The 20,892-nt window shown below is 48.2% G+C and carries 15 protein-coding genes; 4 read left to right on the plus strand and 11 right to left on the minus strand.

Going from position 1 to position 20,892, the window contains the following annotated elements; all coding sequences use genetic code 11:
* Positions 1-37: 37 nt before the first annotated feature.
* The 3 genes from OCV96_RS15105 to OCV96_RS15115 form a co-directional block, all read right to left on the minus strand.
* On the minus strand, positions 38-859 hold the full coding sequence (locus OCV96_RS15105) for a Cof-type HAD-IIB family hydrolase (protein ID WP_262594832.1): 822 nt from the start codon (positions 857-859) through the stop codon (positions 38-40).
* A gap of 182 nt (positions 860-1,041) precedes the next feature.
* The gene (locus tag OCV96_RS15110) at positions 1,042-2,682 is read right to left on the minus strand and encodes a peptidylprolyl isomerase (RefSeq protein ID WP_117465377.1); all 1,641 of its coding nucleotides are present in this window, start codon (positions 2,680-2,682) and stop codon (positions 1,042-1,044) included.
* Positions 2,683-2,758: 76 nt separating this feature from the next.
* Positions 2,759-4,432, minus strand: a complete 1,674-nt coding sequence (locus tag OCV96_RS15115) for a M3 family oligoendopeptidase (protein WP_262594833.1) — start codon at positions 4,430-4,432, stop codon at positions 2,759-2,761.
* Positions 4,433-4,709: 277 nt separating this feature from the next.
* Here OCV96_RS15115 and OCV96_RS15120 point away from each other — a divergent pair, with 277 nt between their 5' ends.
* Positions 4,710-5,753, plus strand: a complete 1,044-nt coding sequence (locus OCV96_RS15120; protein ID WP_262594834.1) for an RpnC/YadD family protein — start codon at positions 4,710-4,712, stop codon at positions 5,751-5,753.
* 239 nt (positions 5,754-5,992) lie between these two features.
* Here the strand turns inward: OCV96_RS15120 and OCV96_RS15125 are convergent, their stop codons facing one another.
* Both OCV96_RS15125 and OCV96_RS15130 read right to left on the minus strand, forming a co-directional pair.
* On the minus strand, positions 5,993-7,231 hold the full coding sequence (locus OCV96_RS15125; protein WP_262594835.1) for a flagellin N-terminal helical domain-containing protein: 1,239 nt from the start codon (positions 7,229-7,231) through the stop codon (positions 5,993-5,995).
* Between the two features lie 178 nt (positions 7,232-7,409).
* Complete coding sequence (locus tag OCV96_RS15130; RefSeq protein WP_022313558.1) at positions 7,410-7,679, minus strand: carbon storage regulator; 270 nt, start codon at positions 7,677-7,679, stop codon at positions 7,410-7,412.
* 115 nt (positions 7,680-7,794) lie between these two features.
* Between OCV96_RS15130 and OCV96_RS15135 the strand changes: the two genes are divergently transcribed.
* The 3 genes from OCV96_RS15135 to OCV96_RS15145 all read left to right on the plus strand — a co-directional run bounded on the left by OCV96_RS15135 (position 7,795) and on the right by OCV96_RS15145 (position 11,643).
* Positions 7,795-8,376 (plus strand): tyrosine-type recombinase/integrase, encoded by a 582-nt coding sequence (locus OCV96_RS15135; RefSeq protein ID WP_022313557.1) that lies wholly within the window; start codon positions 7,795-7,797, stop codon positions 8,374-8,376.
* Between the two features lie 253 nt (positions 8,377-8,629).
* Positions 8,630-9,550 carry an alpha/beta hydrolase gene (locus tag OCV96_RS15140; RefSeq protein WP_022313556.1) on the plus strand — a complete coding sequence of 307 codons (921 nt, stop codon included), beginning with the start codon at positions 8,630-8,632 and terminating at the stop codon, positions 9,548-9,550.
* Positions 9,547-11,643: a methyl-accepting chemotaxis protein gene (locus OCV96_RS15145; RefSeq protein ID WP_118730791.1), complete on the plus strand. Its 2,097-nt coding sequence runs from the start codon at positions 9,547-9,549 to the stop codon at positions 11,641-11,643. Before OCV96_RS15140 ends, OCV96_RS15145 begins: the two co-directional genes overlap by 4 nt.
* A gap of 59 nt (positions 11,644-11,702) precedes the next feature.
* Here OCV96_RS15145 and OCV96_RS15150 read toward each other — a convergent pair whose 3' ends face one another.
* From OCV96_RS15150 to OCV96_RS15175, 6 genes are all read right to left on the minus strand, one after another.
* A complete protein-coding gene (locus OCV96_RS15150; protein ID WP_022313554.1) occupies positions 11,703-12,590 on the minus strand; it encodes an AraC family transcriptional regulator in 888 nt (295 codons plus the stop codon).
* 38 nt (positions 12,591-12,628) lie between these two features.
* On the minus strand, positions 12,629-13,978 hold the full coding sequence (locus tag OCV96_RS15155) for a CapA family protein (RefSeq protein ID WP_262594836.1): 1,350 nt from the start codon (positions 13,976-13,978) through the stop codon (positions 12,629-12,631).
* Between the two features lie 27 nt (positions 13,979-14,005).
* Positions 14,006-15,559 carry an LCP family protein gene (locus OCV96_RS15160; protein ID WP_262594837.1) on the minus strand — a complete coding sequence of 518 codons (1,554 nt, stop codon included), beginning with the start codon at positions 15,557-15,559 and terminating at the stop codon, positions 14,006-14,008.
* A gap of 234 nt (positions 15,560-15,793) precedes the next feature.
* Positions 15,794-16,393, minus strand: coding sequence for a cytidylate kinase-like family protein (locus OCV96_RS15165; RefSeq protein WP_117465386.1), 600 nt, complete (start codon positions 16,391-16,393; stop codon positions 15,794-15,796).
* A gap of 67 nt (positions 16,394-16,460) precedes the next feature.
* On the minus strand, positions 16,461-17,819 hold the full coding sequence (locus OCV96_RS15170; RefSeq protein WP_330672237.1) for an ArsB/NhaD family transporter: 1,359 nt from the start codon (positions 17,817-17,819) through the stop codon (positions 16,461-16,463).
* Between the two features lie 202 nt (positions 17,820-18,021).
* The gene (locus OCV96_RS15175) at positions 18,022-20,835 is read right to left on the minus strand and encodes a glycoside hydrolase family 3 protein (RefSeq protein WP_262594839.1); all 2,814 of its coding nucleotides are present in this window, start codon (positions 20,833-20,835) and stop codon (positions 18,022-18,024) included.
* Between the last annotated feature and the right edge of the window lie 57 nt (positions 20,836-20,892).

Raw genomic sequence — 20,892 nt, forward strand, 5'->3', positions numbered from 1 at the left:
CTACTGCTTTGTGTCTATTGTTTGTTTCTAAGAAAGGCTATGCCTGCTCCGGGTTCATGATGAACTTATCGATGACTTCCACCAGTCCGTCTTCATCGTTGGTGCCGGTGATATAGTCCGCCGCATCCTTGACCACTGGCTGGGCATTCCCCATTGCTACGCCGGTTCCCGCATATTCGATCATGGAGATGTCGTTGTAACCGTCCCCGCAGCAGATCGCATTCTCTCTGGTCAGTCCCATGCCTTCCAGCATATGATCCAAAGAGGTGGCTTTGTTCACATCTTTCGGCATGATCTCGATGAAATAGGGTTCGGAACGGTAGATGCTCGCAACATCACTGTACTTTTCCTGTAACTGCTTCTCCAGCTCCGGTGCGATCTCTTCCGGTGCTGTCATCAGGCATTTATTAATATCGAAATTCACATATTCGACGAAATTGTCAACGACCTTTATAGGAATTCCGTTGATTCTGGCTTCCAGCTGCACATAGTCATCCGGCTCGAACGCAGAGATGACGCCGGGACCCTGATAAGTGATCAGTCCGCAGCCATTCGCTTTGGCGAATTCGTACAATCCGGGCACAATGGGCAGGGGCAGTGTTCTCTGATAGACCACTTCTCCTGTCTTACACTCCACGATACGGGCTCCGTTAAATGACAGTAGGTATCCGCCGTATTTTTTCAGTTCCAGCTCCTCTTCGCATTTCCGCATGCCGGGGGTGGGACGACCCGAAGCCAGGATCACCTTGTGACCATGCTGTAAAATATTCCAGATTCCCTGTTTGGTAGCTTCCGTGATCTCTTTTTTTGAATTGGTCAATGTTCCGTCAATATCCAGTACCAGAACTTTTTCCTGCATGTTTATTCATACCTTTCTCAAAGTTATTCTCTGTTCAGCTCACGTAACTGGCAGAGTCACATTATCATGTTTCCCGCCCTTTTGCGACTATTTTTGCTCATAACCTAACAGTACCTGTCTCTTCTGCTTGTGCAGTGAAACAGGTACTTGTCTGTTGTCTATGTTCTGTTCCTGAGCAAGCTTTACTGTGCCTGTGTTGCGGTCTCTTCGGTAGCAGCAGTCTGCTCCTCGGTGATCTCCTGGGTCTCTGCGGTCGCGGTCTCAGCGGCTGCGGATTCCTCTGCCTGCACCTTCAGGTAATTCAGTTTACCCTTGGGATCCTCTACTGTTACATCTGCGGTAATATCCTGCATATGCTGACTCATTGTATCGGATACTAGCGTATTCTTGATGTTGATCTTCCACTCGGGCTGATCCTGTCCGATGTAGTAAAGTACATAGGTGGTGTCACTGACAGTGATGGCTACGGTATCTCCTGCCTGACGGCTGTTGTCGAAGATCCAGTTGCTCAGCTCCTCTGTCATACCGGTCTTGGTCACCTGCTCGAACAGACCGCCGTTCTCTACTGCAGAAGTATCCTGTGTATACTTCTTGCACAATTCTGCGAAGCTGTCCTCGGTAGCTGCACCGCTCTTCCACTCCTCCAGGATCTCTTCACCGGTCTTATCCTCGGTGGGAATGATCACACGTACATCTGCGGAAGGAGTCTCATCCAGATATCTCTTCTCAAATGCCACGGCATAGTAGCAATGGCTGTTGTCGTTAGTAATGACGGTGGTGTCTCCTGCCTTTCTGGCATCATCAAACAGCCAGTCGGAGATCAGGTAGTTCACGGAAGACTTCTTCTCATTCTCGTGTGCTTCGCCGTCTTTTGCCACGGTCTTCTCCGCATCATCTGCCAGTACCTTCGCATCTTCCATTGCCTTGGCGATCTCAGCATCGGAAGGCTGGTAAGCGGTATCGGTGCTGTCGGAAGCTGTTGCATCTGTAGCTGCCGTTCCGTCTGTTGCAGTGGTATCGGTGGTTGCAGCAGTCTCCTCTACGGGATCTGCCAGTTCGGTAGGTTCTGTAGGCAATTCTGCCTCAATGGTCGTCAGGCGATAGTCTACGGAATCGTAGGTTGCCTTATTTTCCTCATAATAGCTCTGGATCTCATCATCACTGGGAGCATTGTCCTCCTGCAGCTTCTGATAATAAGCGTTCATTACCATGTCGTTCTTCACATATTCTTCGATACGGCCCATGGTTGCATAGCTTCCGTAGATGGAACGTACATATTCCTTCTCGGAGATGCCTGCGGATGCAGCGGAGGTTTTGATGGTCTCCTTGAAAGTGTTGTACTCATCCGTGGTATCGTAGGTGAAGCCGGCTGCTTTGGCTTCTGCCATCAGCGCCTTATTCTGCTTCAGGCTCTCTACAGCATTCTGCTCAAAATAGTCCTGCCAGGTCAGAGTATCGGAATACATCTGGGTGGACAGATCCTTGCTGGTATCCAGTCCGAAGTATGTCAGATAGCTGCCGTACTGGGTGATATAATTGTTCTTGGTCAGGTTGTATTGGTAATCGAACTCTACCTTGTTTACAGCTTCTCCATTGACCACCACATAGGTCTCATGAGTTGCCAGATAGGTACGGATGGGGAAAGATGCTACCAGACATACCAGAGCCACAAGCACTACGATGCCGATGGCCGTGCTGATGCGCTCTTCCTTTTTCTCCTTTTCCTTCTCCTCTTTACGCTTCTGTACCTTACGGTCATATTTGGTCATGACCTTCTGTTCTGTTTGTTCTTTATTTTCTGTAACTTTTTCATTCTTAGACATTGCTTACATGTCTCCTTCCTGGTGTCTTAAGTCCCAATGACTCCTTATTTTACCGTATTTCTGCGGAAAAAGAAAGCTATTTCACATATTTTTCAAGTTTTTCCACGATATTTTTCACACATCCGGGCTCAAAAGGACTGTCCAGTCCGACTTCTTTGATCATATTAGTGTAAAAATCACTGGCGGACAGCCTGCACAGCTTCAGATAGCTCTTCCACGCCTCTGTAAAATCGGCATCCATCTTCACCTTGTACTGTAGTGCGCAGGTCTGTGCCAGACAATAATCGATATAATACAGAGGGTAGTCGTAAATGTGCAGCTGCTTCTGCCAGAAGCCTCCCTGTCCGAAGAAAGGATCTCCCTCGTAATCCAGGTGGGGCTTGTACTCCCGCTCCAGACGGCTCCATGCCTGCTTTCTCTCGGCAGGGGTCAGCTCCGGGTGCTCATAGACGATATGCTGGAACTCATCCACCATACAGCCGTAAGGAATAAACGCAGCCGCATCCTCCAGATGCATTTCCACGTAATCCTGCGCTCTGTCGCCGAAGAACAGGTTCATCCACTTTTCCGTGAAAAATTCCATGGACATGGAATGGATCTCTGCAGTCTCCATGCCGATATCCGCATGCTCTCTGATAGGATCCTGTGCAGCGAGATACCCCTGAAACGCATGACCACACTCATGCGTGATGACGTCCACATCACCGCTGGTACCGTTAAAGTTAGCGAAGATAAACGGTGCATGGTACAGAGGCAGATAAGTCATGTAACCGCCAGCTTTCTTGGTCTTGCGGCCCAATACGTCAAACAGTTGGTTCTCCATCATGAAATCAAAAAATTCCGCAGTCTCCGGGGACAGTTCCCGGTACATCTTCTGGCCTGCTGCCATGATCTCTTCCGGGGTGCCGGTGGGCGCCGGATTGCCGTTCTTAAAGTATACCTGTTCGTCGATATAGCTGAGCTTCTCCAGACCCAGACGTTGTCTTCTGCGGTCATGCAGCTTCTCTGCAAAGGGTACGAAATACTCCTTGATCTGCCTGCGGAAAGCCTCTACCTCGTCCTTGCCGTAGCAGTTGCGGTTCATCCGGTAATACCCCAGTTCCAGATAATTCTCGTAACCCATGGCTCTGGCCTGTGCGGTACGGTTCTTCACCAGTTTGTCGTAAATGGTATCCAGCTGCTCCTCATTTTTCCGGAAAAAGTCACTCATTTTCTCCCATGCCTGTCTGCGGACATTGCGGTCGCAATTCACCAGATAGGGCCGCAACAGGGACAGGTTCAGTTCCTTGCCGTCAAAGTCGATCTTGGCACTGGCAATGAGTTTATCATACTCCATGGTCAGGGAATTCTCCTCCTGCATCAGCGGGATCAGCGCCTCGCTCATGGACTTCTGTGCCAGCTCCATATTCTTGAATGCTACCGGACCGATCTTCTCCTCCAGATAAGCTCTGTAGGGGGATTCATATAATTTCTTCTGATAAGCCAGCACCAGATTGCTGAATACCGGTCCCTGCTCATCGTAGTATTTATGCTCTTCCTCATAAAACTTGTCGGAAGTATCAATGTCAAAGCGGATGTTCGCAATGGTCATCAGCGTCATGACACGATCGGTCATCGCGTAATATTTTTTATGCACCTCGAACTGTTCTTCACCGCTCTTCGCCGCATCCAGCTCCCGGATCAGCTCTCCCATCTCTTCCTGTACTTTGGCAAAATCTATTCTCTCGTAAGGCATGTCCTGAAATCTCATAATTATAGTAACCCTCTCTTTCTGTGTCCTTAGGAATCTATACTGCTTATCTTACCCCAAAATGCCGGGAAAGTAAAACTTTAGAAGCGTTCTGTAACATTTTTCAGACTTGCCAATAAGGAATCCCTATGGTATGGTGGTATTGGAAGTAATTTTTCTTCTTTCAAAAATTCTTATAGACCCGTCAGTGGTCAAAGTTTCCCTTATTATTTATTTTATATGGAAAATATTTGTTTTATTTTATTTTTACATTTATTTTGCAACAGAAAGGAGATTTATGGAGTTAAAACAAAATAATATAACCGGCAACTATTTCTCGGAGGAGTATTTGATGAATACTGTGTCGAGATTCTGGAAAAATTTTGTTGCGGAAGAAATTTCGTATGGGAATGCGATAGCTGCTGCGCCGGGGAATGTGGCTGTGGCAATACCGGCTTCCGGAAAGCGGAATTATAAGGATCTGGTGTTCCGGAAAATATTTCATGACAAGGAGAAGCTGCTCGCGCTGTACAATGCGCTGAATCACTCGCATTATGAAGATCCGGAGCTACTGCATATTACAACTTTGGAAAATGCGGTTTACCTAAGCTTGCAGAACGACCTGTCATTTGTGGTGGATTTTGATCTATGGTTTTTTGAGCACCAGTCCACCCTGAATCCCAATATGCCGTATCGCTTTTTGCTGTATCTGGCAAGTGAATATTCAAAGATGAACTCAGATGACCTGCTTTATTCCAACAAGTTACAGATGCTGGATACTCCGCATTTCGTAGTGTTTTATAACGGGACGGATCCTCTCCCGGAATACAGCACCCTGAAGCTGTCCAGCGCCTACCGGAATAAGGAAGAGACTCCTCAGCTTGAATTACAGGTACAGGTAATCAATATCAATCTCGGGTTCAACTCCGAGCTGATGGATGCCTGCCAGATTTTAAAGGAGTACGCCCAGTTTGTCGCAGAAGTCCGTGAGCAGGCAAAGGTGTATCCAAACCGTCAGGCCATCGTTCAGGCCGTGGACGTATGTATCAGGAGGGATATTTTGAAGGAATTTTTGCTTGAGAATAAGAAGGAGGTTATTGATATGGTGTTTTTTGAGTATGATGCTGAGGCGGAAAAGAGAGTTATTTACAAGGATGGCGTAGAGGAAGGCAGAGCAAAAGAAATTGTTCGGTCATGTAAGGACTTTAACTTGTCAAAAGAGGATGCAATCCACAAGTTAGAGACTCTACTATCAATCCCTACACAATCTGCCATTGACTATTACGAAAAATTTTCAAAGGAATTTGAAAATGAATTCTCAAAAGCACAAAAAATTATGTAAAAGGGGCACATTGATATGAACTTTTTCGAATATGATGCTGAGCTTTCTATTTCTACACAGGCAGCCATGGATTACTATGATAATTTTTCGAAGGAATTGGAAAGGAAATCTTTGGATGATCAAAAGGCCTTATAAGAACCCAAAAAGGGCAGCCCATCATGGACTGCCCTTTGGTTCTTACATAACTCTTACAGATATGGTTCGTTCCTCTTTGGAAACAACCTGATCTCAGCTTAAGCTTACTGTAACAGAGACAGTACGCCCTGGTTAGCCTGATTGGACTGAGCCAGCATAGCCTGACCTGCCTGAGACAGGATGTTGTTGTTGGAGTACTTAACCATCTCAGTAGCCATATCGGTATCACGGATAGCGGACTCTGCGCTGGTGGTATTCTCAACTACATTGTCCAAGTTGTTGATGGTGTGCTCCAGACGGTTCTGAACAGCACCAAGTGCGGAACGCTGGGTGGAAACCTTCTGGATTGCGGCGGAAATGGTATCAATAGCAGCGGTAGCCTTGGTATCATCATCACCAGATACCTGAATACCGTTTACACCAAGCCCACGAGCACTCATCATAGCAATATCGACATCAATCTTATTGTCTTCTGTAGAATCAGCACCTACATGAAGGCTGAAATTTAAGGAAGCATTCAAATCTGCAAATGCCTCTACGGTAACTTTACCATCCTTATCAACACTAATTGACTTAATATCACCAGCACCCGCTTCATTAAGATCTTTCTTGATCTGTGCGATTAATTCATCCTGTGTAGCAAATGCTCCATCAGTTACGTCTGCATTAGCTTTTGCGTCAGCTAAAGCTTCTTTCTCAGATAAGGTTTTACCGCCTGCCGTATCTGCGTCTTTAATACCTGTAACCAATCCATATTTTTTGCCCATAACTTCAACAGTAGAAACATTATACTCACCTTTGTCAGTTACAGTTTTTTTAGTTGCAGTACCCAAAGCATATTCTTTCTTACCTGTATTTTCATCAATATCTGTAATATTTCCACTTGCTGTCTTATAGGTAAGCTTTGCGGCAGTTCCATCCTGATTTACACCCTTTAACAGGTAACTCTCATTGAACTTGGTTGTGGTGGATACACGGTCGATTTCAGTTACTAACTGATCGATCTCGTTCTGGATGTAGCTTCTGTCATTCTCAGCCTGAGTTCCGTTAGCAGCCTTTACAGCCAGTTCGTTCATTCTCTGTAACATGTCCTGAACTTCGTTCAGAGCACCTTCAGCAGTCTGTACTGCACTGATACCATCCTGAGCATTGCTGGAAGCCTGTGTCAGACCTCTGATCTGCTTTCTCATCTTCTCACTGATGGACAGGCCTGCTGCATCATCCGCTGCACGGTTGATCTTGTAACCGGAAGACAGTTTCTCGGTGGACTTTGCCTGAGAAGCGGTGGTTAAGCCTAACATTCTGTTAGAGTTCATAGCTGTAAGATTGTGTTGTACTACCATAATATTTACCTCCTTGTATTACTGCCCAATTCCTTTTGCGGCAGTGTGCGTATCTGTATTGTTATTGAGAAATCCTTTTCTCCCAGATACTTGTTTTTAGTTTTATAGTAACCGGAGTAGGAGCTTCCCTGTCGGGCCCTGACAGAGCCGCTCTTCCTCCAGTTATTACCATATGAAATTATTTGTCCGCATTTCCCTTTGTGATGATCACGTTGGATTTTTTGCGGTACTTCTCCGGGTGCTCTTCTTCCGCATAATATTTAGGAAGCTTCGCTCTCTCCTCCGGATCTGTGATCTGGTTCTCCAGCACCGTGCTTCGCACGATGTTCACCTCTCTCGGTGCATCGATCATGATGCGGAGATGATTCTTGGTTCCTCCCAGGAACACGATCTTGATATTATCATTGATCATCAGGTATTCTTCCGGACTAACGGTCAGACGCAGCATATAATAACCTCCTTGCTCTGTTCAGCCTTCCTTGCCTGCTGTTTCTCACTGATGCAACATTTTATTATGGAATGTTGCATTTCCCAAATTCATTTATCATTTCAAGGAGGCCACTATGAGCACAACACAACCTATCCGCAGCAAACAGCTTTTACATGATTTCAAAAACTACTATCTTACCGAACAGCCGGAATTCCGGAATTACACCATTATCCTGATCGGTCTGAACACCGCACTGCGCATCAACGACATCCTTCATATCACCTGGGGTGACGTCTATTGTGGAGAACGCAGACGTTTTTACACTCATCTTCTGATCACAGAAAAGAAAACAGGAAAAGAGACCCGAATCCTGATCAACAAAGAACTTCAGGAAACATTACTGTCCTACCGGACAACACAGCCTTCCATAGCCGACACAGACTACCTCTTCCCCAGCCCCAGAAAAACCGGTTCCCCGCTCTCCCGTTATCAGGCCTATCGCATTGTCCGTAAGGCTGCTGAAGCCGTAGGAATCGAAGACGTGATCCGGTGCCATTCCCTTCGGAAGACCTTCGGCTACCATGCATGGAAAATGGGAACTCCGCCCGCATTGCTGATGGAGATTTACAATCATTCTTCTTTTCAGATCACAAAACATTATCTGGGGATTGAACAGGATGACAAAGATGCTGTATTTCGTGACATACAGCTATGACATGCGGCCTTTATAATTGCTATAATGATATAGAAATAACGTATTAGCGATTTTTATAAAAAAGACTAAAGTTTTCACATGGTCAGCCGAAATATGTAGTGCAAGACAAAATGCAACATTCCATAATAGAATGTTGCATTTTTCTATTTTAATCCTTTCATTTCTGTGGTATTCTTTTAAAGACTGCATATCGCTATTTTTCGACAAATACTTTCCTTTTTTGAAACATATACAGTCAGAATCAGGAGTACACATGAAAAGCTTTATATGTGAAATGTTCTATAAGCAGCGGGCGGCATTCGAACAAAGCTGCGCTTCCAGGGGTAAAGAATATCCTCTTCCGGAAGATGTTTTCCTACAATCGGATATTTTCTATGACGAGAAGCATGTTCCGGCACATCGTCTGGATGTCTACCGTCCCAGGGGACGGGACGGAGAGATTCTCCCGGTCATCGTCAACGTACATGGCGGAGGCCTCCTCATAGGGAACAAGGAATTCAACCGTCCCTTTTGTGCCTCCCTTTGTGAGGCGGGGTATCTGGTATTCAGCATTGAGTACCGGCTGATACCGGACTGTCTCTTCTATGACCAACTAACTGACCTGCATCTGGCACTGGATTTTATCCGGGATCATCTGACGGAATACGGCGGTGACATTTCCCACATATATGCCTGCGGTGACAGCGGCGGTGCCTGTCTGCTGACTTACGGAATCGCCATGCAGCGAAGCACTGCACTGGCACAGGCTGCCGGAGTAACCCCTTCTGACCTGCCAGTCCGGGCACTTGGCCTGGTCAGCGGTATGTTCTATACGAACCGCCTGGATCAGATCGGACTTTTCCTCCCCAGATATCTCTACGGCCGGCATTATAAAAAAAGTGCTTTTGCCCCCTATGTATCTCCGGAGCACCCGGACATCGTGACCAGCCTGCCACCCAGTCTCCTGATCACCAGTGACAACGATAATCTTCAGAGCTATACTCTGAATTTTGAAAAGGCTCTGCGCAGACATCAGATGCCCCATAAACTGATCAACTACCCGAAGGATCCCCGCCTGACCCATGCGTTCAGCGCTTTTTACCCGGATCTTCCGGAAAGCAGGGAAGTGATCCACCATTTGATTCATTTTTTTGAACATACCGGAGATGACTGTAAAGGAGGATACGTATCATGACATACGACGAAAATGTTTTCAAAGAAAAAGCTAATCGGAAAGCCCGTAAGATCTGGATCGTTTTTGCTGTTTTACTGAGTGCCAACTATGGCTCCGATGCGTCCGGGGGATTATATCCCACCACTTCTTACCTTATTTTCCTGGCATTGTGCTGGCTGCCTCTGATCTTCGGCGAAGTGCTGTTACGTGTAAAGGGCTGGGCAACGGAGCTCTACCGCTACGATCTGGTCATCGGTTACGGCATCTTCTATACCTTTGTAATCTGTACCACAGCGTCACCCATCGCATTCACTTACATCCTTCCGGTGACAAGCTTACTGGTCCTGTATAAGAACCGGAAATTCATGATCAACTGCGGTATCGTCAACTCTCTGATCATTGTGGGCGCTGCCGTCTACCGCTACATGCTGGGCTTTAACAGTGCTTCCGATATGAAGAATTACCAGCTGCAGCTGTCCTGTATCATCCTGTGTTACATCTGCTATGTCATGTCCATCCGCCATCTGAACGAGTCCGACGGTGCCATGACCGACAGTATCAAAGCCGACCTTCACAGAGTGGTGACCACCGTAGAACAGGTCAAGACATCCAGCAATACCATTCTGGACGGCATTACCGTTGTCAGAGAACTGGCTTCTGAGAACAAGCACGGTTCCGATATGGTCATGCTGGGTATGAATGAATTGACGGATAATAACCATATGCTGCAGGATCGGACGACCTCTTCCACACAGATGACTTCCGACATCCGTGCCCAGGTGGAAAATGTTGTGGCACTCATCAGCGAAATGGTATCTCTGGTCGGGAAAACCGAATCCCATTCCAGTGTCAGTGCAAAAGATCTGCAAAGTTTGGTAAGCACTGCCACCACGATGTCAGAGCTTTCTACGGAGCTGGAAAATGTCCTGCAGAATTTCCAGCAGGAATTTGGCATGGTGAAGCAGGAGACCGGTACCATCGAAAAAATTACAAATCAGACGAACCTGCTGGCCTTAAACGCTTCCATTGAAGCTGCCAGAGCCGGTGAAGCAGGCAAGGGCTTCGCAGTGGTAGCTGATCAGATCCGTACCTTAAGTACTGAAACCCACGCTTCCTCCGGACAGATCAGAGAAGCTCTGTCCCGTCTGGATGCTACTTCCGCTAAGATGACCGCTTCCATTGAAGAGACCTTGAAGCTGATTCAGGTTACCCTGGAAAAGGTAACACATACCGGTGAAAATGTAAATCAGATCGCATCTGATTCCGCACAGCTCGGCAGACATATTCAGGTAGTTGATAACGCAATTAAAGAAGTCGAAAGCTCCAATACCCAGCTGGTATCCAATATGGAACAGGTATCCAACATCGTGGAGACTATCACCGGCTGTATTGCACACTCCAGCCAGACCAGTGAGCGTATGCTCAGTAAATACGAAGAAACCGCTTCCAATATCAACACCATCGAGGATGTCATGGAGAACATGATGTGTGATCTGGGTATCGGCGGCTTCATGGGTATCGAAGATATTCAGCCAGGTATGAAGATCGATCTGAAAGTAGCCGGCCAGGGAGATACGGAATACCTTGGAGAACTGATCGAACAGATTCCGGAGGGTCTGCTGGTATCCTGTCAGAAGGAGCTAGCACTCACAGATACCGCTTCCTGTACCTTACAGATCACCGCAGGCAACATCCTGTATTGTTGGGACAAGGCAGTCATCTCTCCCGCTCCTGAAAAGGGTGCTCATGCCTTCAAAATCATCATTAATACCAGACCCAGGATCAATAACCGCCGTAAATACCCCCGTATGGATCTGAACAATGCCTGCACCATCAAGTTCAAAAATTCTGATACGGAATATGCGGCCACCATGGATAATATCAGTGCCAACGGCTTTGCTTTCCTGGCGACAGACAATATTTTCACCCAGAGTAAGAATGCCTCGGTCACTGTCACTATCCATGATTTCGCCCTCCCGGATCACAATGTGCTGGAAGGACGTATCATCCGCTGCTCCGATGATAACGGTCTGTTCATCGTAGGCTGCCAGATGCCGGAGGATAATTTCTATATTCTGGAGTATGTAGAGAAAAATCTGGAAAGTAAGAAATAGTCAAATACAAAAGGGTGTCGCACAGCGGCACCCTTTCTTGTTTGGTTTTATAGTTTCATCTATGGCTTCAGGAGCCGGGCGATCAGGCCCTCGACCTCCTGGAGCTGTTCTTTTGTGCTCTCCTTGTGGCTTTCCTTGCGGTACTTCGAAGGGGACATTCCCTTCATAGCGTGAAAGGCCTTGGTAAATACCAGGGCATCGCTGTATCCGCAGGACAATGCAATACTCTCGATAGGATAATTCGTGGAGTCCAGAAGCTCTCTCGCCTTGGTAATACGGAAGGTAGTAAGGAACTGCTGGGGAGACATCCCCAGATAGTTCTGGAACAGCGTATATAAATAGCTGCGGTTGATACACACATAGTCCGCCACATCCGTGACCTTGATGGGGTTACAGTAGTTGCTCTGGATAAAGGAGACCGCTTTTTTCACATACTGGTTCCCCTTATCCTCTTCCTCTCTTGCCACCACACCGGCGCTGTCGGCGATCACCGACAGAAATACTCCCAGCAGTCCGTTCCGCCGCAGATCATCCGCAATGCCAAAGGTATTATGCTCCATCATATCCCGGACAATGGAATATAGTTCCTCTGATTTATCACATGAAAAAATAGGATGTCTGTCTGACAGTCCCATGCTATGTAAATATTCTTCTGCCCGGCTTCCGGCAAATCCCACCCACAGATAACTCCAGGGATCCTTCGCATCCGCCTGATAAAAAGCCAGTTCATTGGGCTGGATCAGGAAACCGTAACCCGCCTCCAGCCGGTATTCCTTGTCGTGAAACCGGAAATGTCCCTTACCACTCAGGACATAGTGGATCAGGTAATGTGGCTTGGAGGCCGGTCCGAAGCTGTGCAGCGGTGCCGTCTGGGAGCATCCGCAGCAGTTCACATACAGACTTCCTGTTTTATCATTGACAAAATCCAGTTTAAATGCTTTTTCCATGATCGGACCGTTTCCTTTCCGCGTTGCCGCTCTCTCATCTAATTCACGAGAATCCCGCCGTTTTCATCAAATTCGACACCGAAATCCCGGCTGTATTCATTCATACGCTGCAAAATTCTCTTCTTATCCTCACCTGCTGCCGGAGTAGGCTTAAAATCATTCCGGGTGGACACAGAACTCACCATGCAGGGAATGATCCTGGCATTCCGGTCCTCCACCTTCTGTCCGTTTTCGAATGTAAAGGTCTGCTGGAAGATCATGGTATCCTTATCTGCCGGGTTCCGGTTCGCTCCGAAGCAGAAATTCGCCAGGCTATAGATGATATATCTGCCCTTATATTCTTCGATTCCCTGAAGGACGTGGGGATGATGACCAATGACCAGATCCACACCCCAGTCAATGCATTTTCTGCCAAGTACCTGTTGGTAATTCTCCGGATAAGTATCTTTCTCGATCCCCCAGTGACAACAGGCCAGGATCAGGTCCACATTCTGTTCCCGCAGGGTCTCGATATTGTTCTGGATCAGCTTTTCCGCCTGTGCGCCCCACTCTACCTCATTGACAGAGATTATTCCTATTTTCAGGTTCCGCTCTCCGCCGTGGGCTGCCGCACTGTCCGGGATCTCATAGATACCCACATTTTTATCATAAGCATAAATGATCCCTTCCTGCTCTAATGCCACCACAGTATCCCGGCTTCCCTGTTCGCCATAATCCAGGCGGTGATTGTTGGCGAAGCTGACGGCCTCAATGCTCCCCAGCGTCAGCAGATGAGCATAGGCTGGATCCCCTTTGATGCAGTAGGTCTGTCCCTCCCGCATCTGTTCCGATGTGGTCAGAGGCCCTTCCAGATTCACGATGGTCATATCGTCCGCCGCAAAGATGTCTCTCACATTTTCAAAGAAATAACCTTCGTCCTCCGCCTGATCATAGGCCTGACGGAAGGAGGCACTGTAGTCTTGTTCCTGATGATTTCCCAACGTTACATCCCCTGCTGCGGAGATGGTGATCGTATAACGTTCACCCGTCAAATCACCGGAGTCATGGCAAGATCCCGATGTTGTTGCGTTCTCTCCACCGGAAGCCGTCCCTGTCTGTGCCCCCGTAGCAGAATCTTCTGCCGTCTGCCCAGCCTGCGTAGTTGCATTGTAACCGCCGATAGGCTGCGCCAGATCTTCCCTTCCCGGAATGTAGACCTGCTGGGTCAGATCATCGCCACATCCACCAAGTATTATGACTGCCGCTGCACAGAACAGTGCTGCAAACCTTTGTTTTCGATACCCCATAAGCTGCTCCCTCATTATCGTAGCATGATCCGCATCTTTGGTGCTTACCGTTGCTTCGCAACTATCATGATCCCATTCGCCGTTCGTCAATCCTGCTGGCACATTGACTCTCATACGTCAATTATAATATCATTCCGCAGAAGCCTCCGATGTGGAAGTGATGTCTCCGTCTCCGTACAGATTCTCCTGCAGGAATTTCTTGTTGGCTTCGAAATCCACTTCCAGCACTGCCATCTTACGGATGGTCGCATCCTTATAGGTGCCCTCCAGTGGAATGCTGTTCTGGATAATATCGTAAGTCACGGCCTTAGGTGCCATAAGGCTCAGCCGATAGCATTCTGTCTGGGTCAGATTCGTGGTCAGATTCGGCATCAGACCATCGATCAGCTCCTGGGGATTGGTCAGCATTCCCTGCGGAAGCTTGTGGATCACCTCTGCCAATACCTTTCTCTGCCTCTCGGTTCTGCCGAAATCCGTACCGATATAACGGTTTCTGCAATACGCCAGTGCCTGCGGTCCGTTCAGGTGTACCATACCGCCGGAAGTATCTTCAAAATAGTCGGTACCTTCCGGTCTTCCCAGCAGAATGTTGTATTCCACCAGATAGCCGTTGACATATTCCACTTCCTTGCTGGTCAGCTCAAGATCCACACCGCCCACTGCATCCACCAGATTGGCAAATGCTTCAAAGTTCACCAGTACATAGCGGCTAATATGAATATCGAAATTCTGCTCAATAGTCTCCATCAGCAGTTCTGCGCCACCATAGGAATATGCCGCATTCAGACGATTGCCCTTATGTCCCGGAATGTCCACATACATATCACGGAGCAGGGATGTCATGTATATCTTCTTCGTCTTGTTGCTGATGGACAGCAGGATCATGGCATCCGATCTTCCGTCCTCGCCGTTTTCACGGGAGTCGTTACCGATCAGCAGGATATTGGTCACACCGTCTTCCTTCATGGGGGAAGCAGCTACAGACTCGATCTTCTCATAGTTCATCTCTCCGTAGACCTTTCCTACCAGCACATACAATCCTGCTGCCAGGAATACAAGGATCAGCGCCACTGCGATCAGGAAACGCTTGAGTCCTAACTTTTTCTTCTTCCTGCCGCCCTTAGCGACCTTTTTATTTCCTTTTCTGCTTTTTTTATCCGCTTTCGGGTCTATCTCCTCACGCTTTCCGGATCTTCTTCCGGAGCGTTTTCTATCGTTATAATCGTCCTCATAGTCCTCTACATAGTCATCCCGTCTGCTGCGGCGGGTTCTGCCTGAGGTCTCCTGTCTGCGGTGATCAGCGTTACTGCTACGGCCGCCACCGTTACGACTCTCTGAAGTCTTACGTGCCGTCTCTCTGCGGGCTGCCTGTCTCCTGCGGTATGTGGGATCATCCCAGTCCTCTGCATAGTCCTCACGGGATCCTGCTCTTCTGTCGGATCCGATCACATCCAGTTCCTCCTCTTCCTCGTCATCTTCCCTCATATCATACATCTGCGGAGCCGGGCGGGCTGCCTCACGCTCCGCAGAGTGTGTCCCCGCATTCGCCGCCGGGCGCCCCGTACTGCGGCGGGCTCCCGCCCCGGATGCCTGCATTTCCTGCATCTCCTGTTGTAAAAAGGCTTCCAGACCCTTTTGTATATCTTCCATCTCCTGAATGGAGTCTCTTTCCTTATCGCTCATCCTGTACCTCACTTCCACATACCTGATTTTGCACTCTTTTATTCCTATTCATCTTCTAGGATAATACCATAATCTGCTGTATTCGTCACGACAGAAATCCTTAAAATTTGTTTAAATGTTATCCGGTATTTCTTAAGAAACGCCAACAAGAAAGACCATCTGCGGCAGCTACACGATTTTCTTTCGTATGCTTTCCTCAGATGGTCTCTGCATTTTTGTTGACTTATGTCTGCTTTATTTATGAGCAAGCCTTGCGTCTATGTAATTTTTCAGAGATTCCACCGTCTCTTCTACACCCAGCTTGCTGCTGTTGATAGACAGATCGTAATTACGGGAATCGCCCCATTTTACCTTACAATGACTATTGTGGTAAGACTTTCTGCGACGGTCCTTCTCGATCATACGCTCTTCCGCATGACGGGCATCCAGCTCATAGATCTCCATGACACGTTTGATCTTGGCCTCCCGGTCTCCCAATACGAAGATGGAGATCAGGTGCGGATTGTCCTTCAGCACAATCTCGGAACAGCGTCCTACGATCACAAAGGATTCCCCTGCTTCCGCCTTTTTCTTAATATAATCGAACTGCATTCTGGCCACATTGTCTGCCGGAGAGCTGTTCATTCCCATTACACTGCGGTACAGGAATTTGTTACGTCTCGTTTCATCGAACTCTGCCAGCTCCTGGCTGCTTACGTTCATGCTTGCAGCTACCTCGTCTAACAGGTTGTGATCGTACATCGGCAGCTTATAATACTCTGCCAGCTTCTGTGCGATCTCATGTCCGCCGCTGCCGTATTCACGACTGACGGAGATAATCAGTTGTTCACTCATGGATCTGCCCTCCTTATGGCTGGATGTATTTCCAAAATTTTTTAAACTCGTATTCTGCAAATACATCTTACAGATATCTTGCATAGATCATCAGCATAGAGATCCCTACTACTATTATAGTCGCAGGTGCCATAACTTTGCAATATTTTCCCCACTTAATCATATGACCGGCTTTCGCTGCGGTGGCGATACCTACTACGTTGGCAGAAGCTCCGATGGGAGTTGCGCTTCCTCCAATATCGGTTCCCATAGCCAATGCCCATGCCAGAATGGACAGATCCACGCTCTGGGCAGCAGACAGACTGCTGATAATCGGGATCATGGTAGCCGCAAAAGGAATATTATCCACGAAGGCGCTGGCAATCGCAGAGATCCACAGGATAATAGCGATCATCAGCATCAGATTGCCGTTGCTGATGTCTCCGATGAAGTTCGCCATGACTTTCAGGATACCTGTCTGCTCCAGACCACCTACGACCATAAACAGTCCGATGAAGAACAGCAGCGTCTTATAATCAATCTGTCTGATCAGCTTCAGCGCATCTTTGCCTGCAGCGATCAATGTCACGATGGAGATGAATACACCGATGCAGGATACGGTCAGTCCAGTCTGTGCATGGGTCACCAGCAGAACTACCGCACACAGGAAAATAATAGTGCTGATAATAAATCCTTTTTTATCGGTAATGGCTTCGGAAGGATCCGGGTAGGTCTGGTTGCTGCCTGCTGCAGCTGCCTCACTGGCACGCAGTTCCTTGTGGAATACCAGATAGAAATACAGTACGACCACAACCAGGGAAACGCCTGCGATCACACCGGTATTGGTCAGGAAATCCGTGAAGGAATATCCCAGGGAAGTACCGATGATGATATTGGGGGGATCTCCGCACATGGTAGCGGATCCTCCCAGATTCGCACAGAACACTTCTGCCAGAATCATAGGCACCGGATTGAATTTCAACAGTTGTGACAATTCAATGGTAACGGCTGCCAGGAACAGGATTACGGTAATACTGTCAATGAACATTGCCAGAATACCGGATAATACCATAAAGGTGACAAACAGCGGTACAACCTTATACTTGACCATCTTGGCAAGGCGCATGCACAGCCAGCGGAAGAATCCCACCCGGGCCATTCCCTCTACCATGATCATCATTCCTGCTACGAACACGATGGTCTCCCAGTTGATACCACTGGAAGCCTCTGCGGACTGTCCCGCCGTGTACCAGAAATGACTTGTGAAAAAGCTGCCTAAGTTCAAAGTCTCCAGCACTGCGCTCATACTGTGCATTCCCAGTCCGAATACCAGTACCAGTGTCAGCAGGCCGCAGCCTAATGTGATAATGTGTCTCTCCCATACTTCCAGGACGATCAGTACAAACATCGCCAGAAATATGATTACTGCAAGTATTTGTGCTACCACTTTCCCTGCCTCCTTGCTAATTTTTCTTTAGAACATACAAGAGTAGATTCTATCCGAAATATCGGCATAAGTCAATTCTTCTTTTGGTTTCTATGCATAAATATTCCGTTAAGGTTTTTTTACAAATTGCGACGCATAAAAAGCTCCGGAAGATCCTGCCTGCATACCGATCTTTCGGAGCCTTTTTATTGCTTATATTGTTTTATTCATTTCGAAAACTTTCGATATCGTTCTTTCCCACATAACGTAAAAACATCCGGCTCATGTCAATGCCGCTTTCTCCGAAATACAACTTCATGTACTTCTCGCCGTCCTGTCGGATTGCCAGAATCACTGTCTGTTCCACGATTTTTCCTTCTGTGCCGTTGATGGTCACGGTCTGCTGTAATGTATTATTCAGGAACACGGAAATAGGCAGCTGCGCCAGCGGGCCCAACGTGGAACTCATCCGGAATACCAGTTCGTACCGTCCGATCTTCGTGAAACGCAGCTGGTATACCGCACCGGTACCTTTCTTCGTGGACAGCTTCTCCAGCGGAAGTTCAATCTCTTCGCCGGTCTTCGGCTCCGGCAGTTCCAACCGGGCCAGCACCTGTCCGCTGTCTCCGGCTCCTTCGGTGCTTACCGGACTGTGAAGCTCCGTACACTCCTCTTCCTCTCTGCCAAGCAGCCTCTCCATGGCAACGGAACGTAACAGGAAGCAGCAGATGTTTGCAGCATTCCGCATAAGCTGCGCTCTGGTCAGCCTGCCGTCTGCCAGTCCTTCCGCAGTGTTGTCCTTATTAGAATTGGATGCTGCGTCTGCGGTCACCATGTAAATATCATTCTGCGCCCGTACCATGGGAATCGTCTGTTTCCCGGAGCCCGGCTCACCTTCCTCATTGATCTTTGCCCACCAGTCGGTCATGACAATACCCTGATAGCCCCATTCCTTACGGAGAATGGTTGTCAGAAGATCATAGCTGCCTGCGGTCCACAGTCCGTTCACCGGGCCATAGGTGGACATGATGCTGTAGGCTCCGCCCTGTTTTACGGCGATCTCAAATCCTTTCAGATAGATCTCCCGCAACGCCCTCTCGGATACAATAGCATTGGCATCATGCCGTTTGAATTCCTGATTATTACATGCAAAATGCTTGATGGTTCCGGTAACTCCATATTTTCCCATGCCTTTCAGCTGTGCCGCCGCCATGGTACCGGTGAGGTACGGATCCTCGGAAAAATACTCAAAGTTACGTCCATTCAACGGATTTCTGTGAATATTGATGCCGGGGCCTAAGAGGGAATCAATCTTGTTCTTGCGAAGCTCCATGCCCTCCATCTCATACAGTTCTTCCACCAGCTCCGGATCAAAGGTACATGCCAGCAACGTACCGTTCGGCAGTGCATAGGCCATGGTACCGCAGTCCATACGGATGCCGGAAGGACCATCGGAACAGCAGGCCACCGGAATACCGAATTGCTGCAGTCCATCCGTCACACCGCCGAAAGCTGCTGCTGTTCCGGGGGTAACTTTCGGGGAACACATGCCTTCTCCTCTGGTCATGCAGATCAGATCTTCGTCTGACAGCTGTGTCAGGAACTGCTCCAGCGTGATTTTTTTGTCGTAAACATCCGCCAGTTTCCAGCCCTGATCTCCCACATATTCGCTCTGGGTGGGTCTTTCTCGCAAAATACGTTCCGCCAGATCAACCGTCCGTAGGGGAACATCCTCCCAATTAGCAATGGCATGCTTGTTTTCTCCGAAGAAGAACGGTCGTAAGCGTTTAAATGCCTGCACCGGAGCCAGTGCTTCCGTAACGGTTTGTACGACCTGCAGCTCCGCTAATGTCACTCTTCCGACTTCTCTTGCACTCCGCACATCGGTACCGACATAGAAGATATAGTCTCCTGCTTCCAATACATAGCAGGATTTATGTCCAGTGACACCACTGTCATCATAGGACGCAAGCTCCGTCAGTTCTGCTTTCAGGATCAGTTCTTCACTTGCTCCGGGCTTCAGTTCTTCCGTCTTGGCATAAGCTGCCAGCTGACGCAGCGGCTTTCCCAGCTTTCCCTGAGGAGCCTCCACATAGACCTGTATGGTCTCTCTGCCGGACATACTGCCAACATTTGTCACTTTCTCAATGACAGTTGCCTCGGTACCCTGCACTGCCAGTCCCATGCTCTCTGTCTGGAACCGGGTATAGGACAGTCCAAAGCCAAAGGGATATTTTACCTTGTCTCTGGCAAAGGTCTCAAAATAGCGATAACCTACATAGATGTCCTCGGTATAAAAATTCTCCACCGGATCCCCGAAATTCTCCGTGGAAGGATAATCCTCAATATCTTCCGCAATAGTATCGCTGAGCTTACCACCGGGATTCACTTTTCCTGTCAGGACATCTACTGTAGCTCTGCCGCCCTCCTGGCCGCCCTGCCATACATAGAGCACAGCCTGTGGCTGATACCGGTCGACCCACTTCATATCCATGATATTACCCACATTCAGCACAACGATCGTCCTGGCAAATGCATTGCAGACATTACGAAGAATTTCTTCCTCCGCAGCTGTCAGCAGATAACTGCCTTCCGCAGCACTATTATCCTTGTCTTCTCCTGCGGTTCGGCCGAGAACCACAAGCGCCAGATCCGACTGTTCCGCCGCCTGTCTCGCCAGTTCTTCGCTGACGGGCATTTCTTCCTGGTTCCAGGGCTCCATAGCCCATCCCTCTCCTATATCAAAAGGATGATCCTTCAGCCATTCCCGGTACTGTGCCTCCAGTACCTCATTCACCTGTACGGTGCCGTCTTCCTTGAGACTGTCTGTAATATTGGTCACATATGGAGCATTGACCATACCTCCGGAACCCGTACCGCTCTTATAATGCTCGAACTGGGTTCTGCCGAAGATCGACACCCTCTGCCCTTTTTGCAGAGGCAGCACACCGTCTTCATTTCGAAGCAGTACGCTTCCCTCCGCCGCCACACGTCTTGCCAGTTCCGCATATTTCTCATAATCCAATGTATATTTCATATATCTGTTTGCTCCCTTCCTGTTATATCTATATTTCTGTATCTTTTATCCTAATAA

The organism is Waltera acetigignens, from assembly GCF_025567015.1.
GTDB classification, from domain to species: Bacteria; Bacillota; Clostridia; order Lachnospirales; family Lachnospiraceae; genus Acetatifactor; species Acetatifactor acetigignens.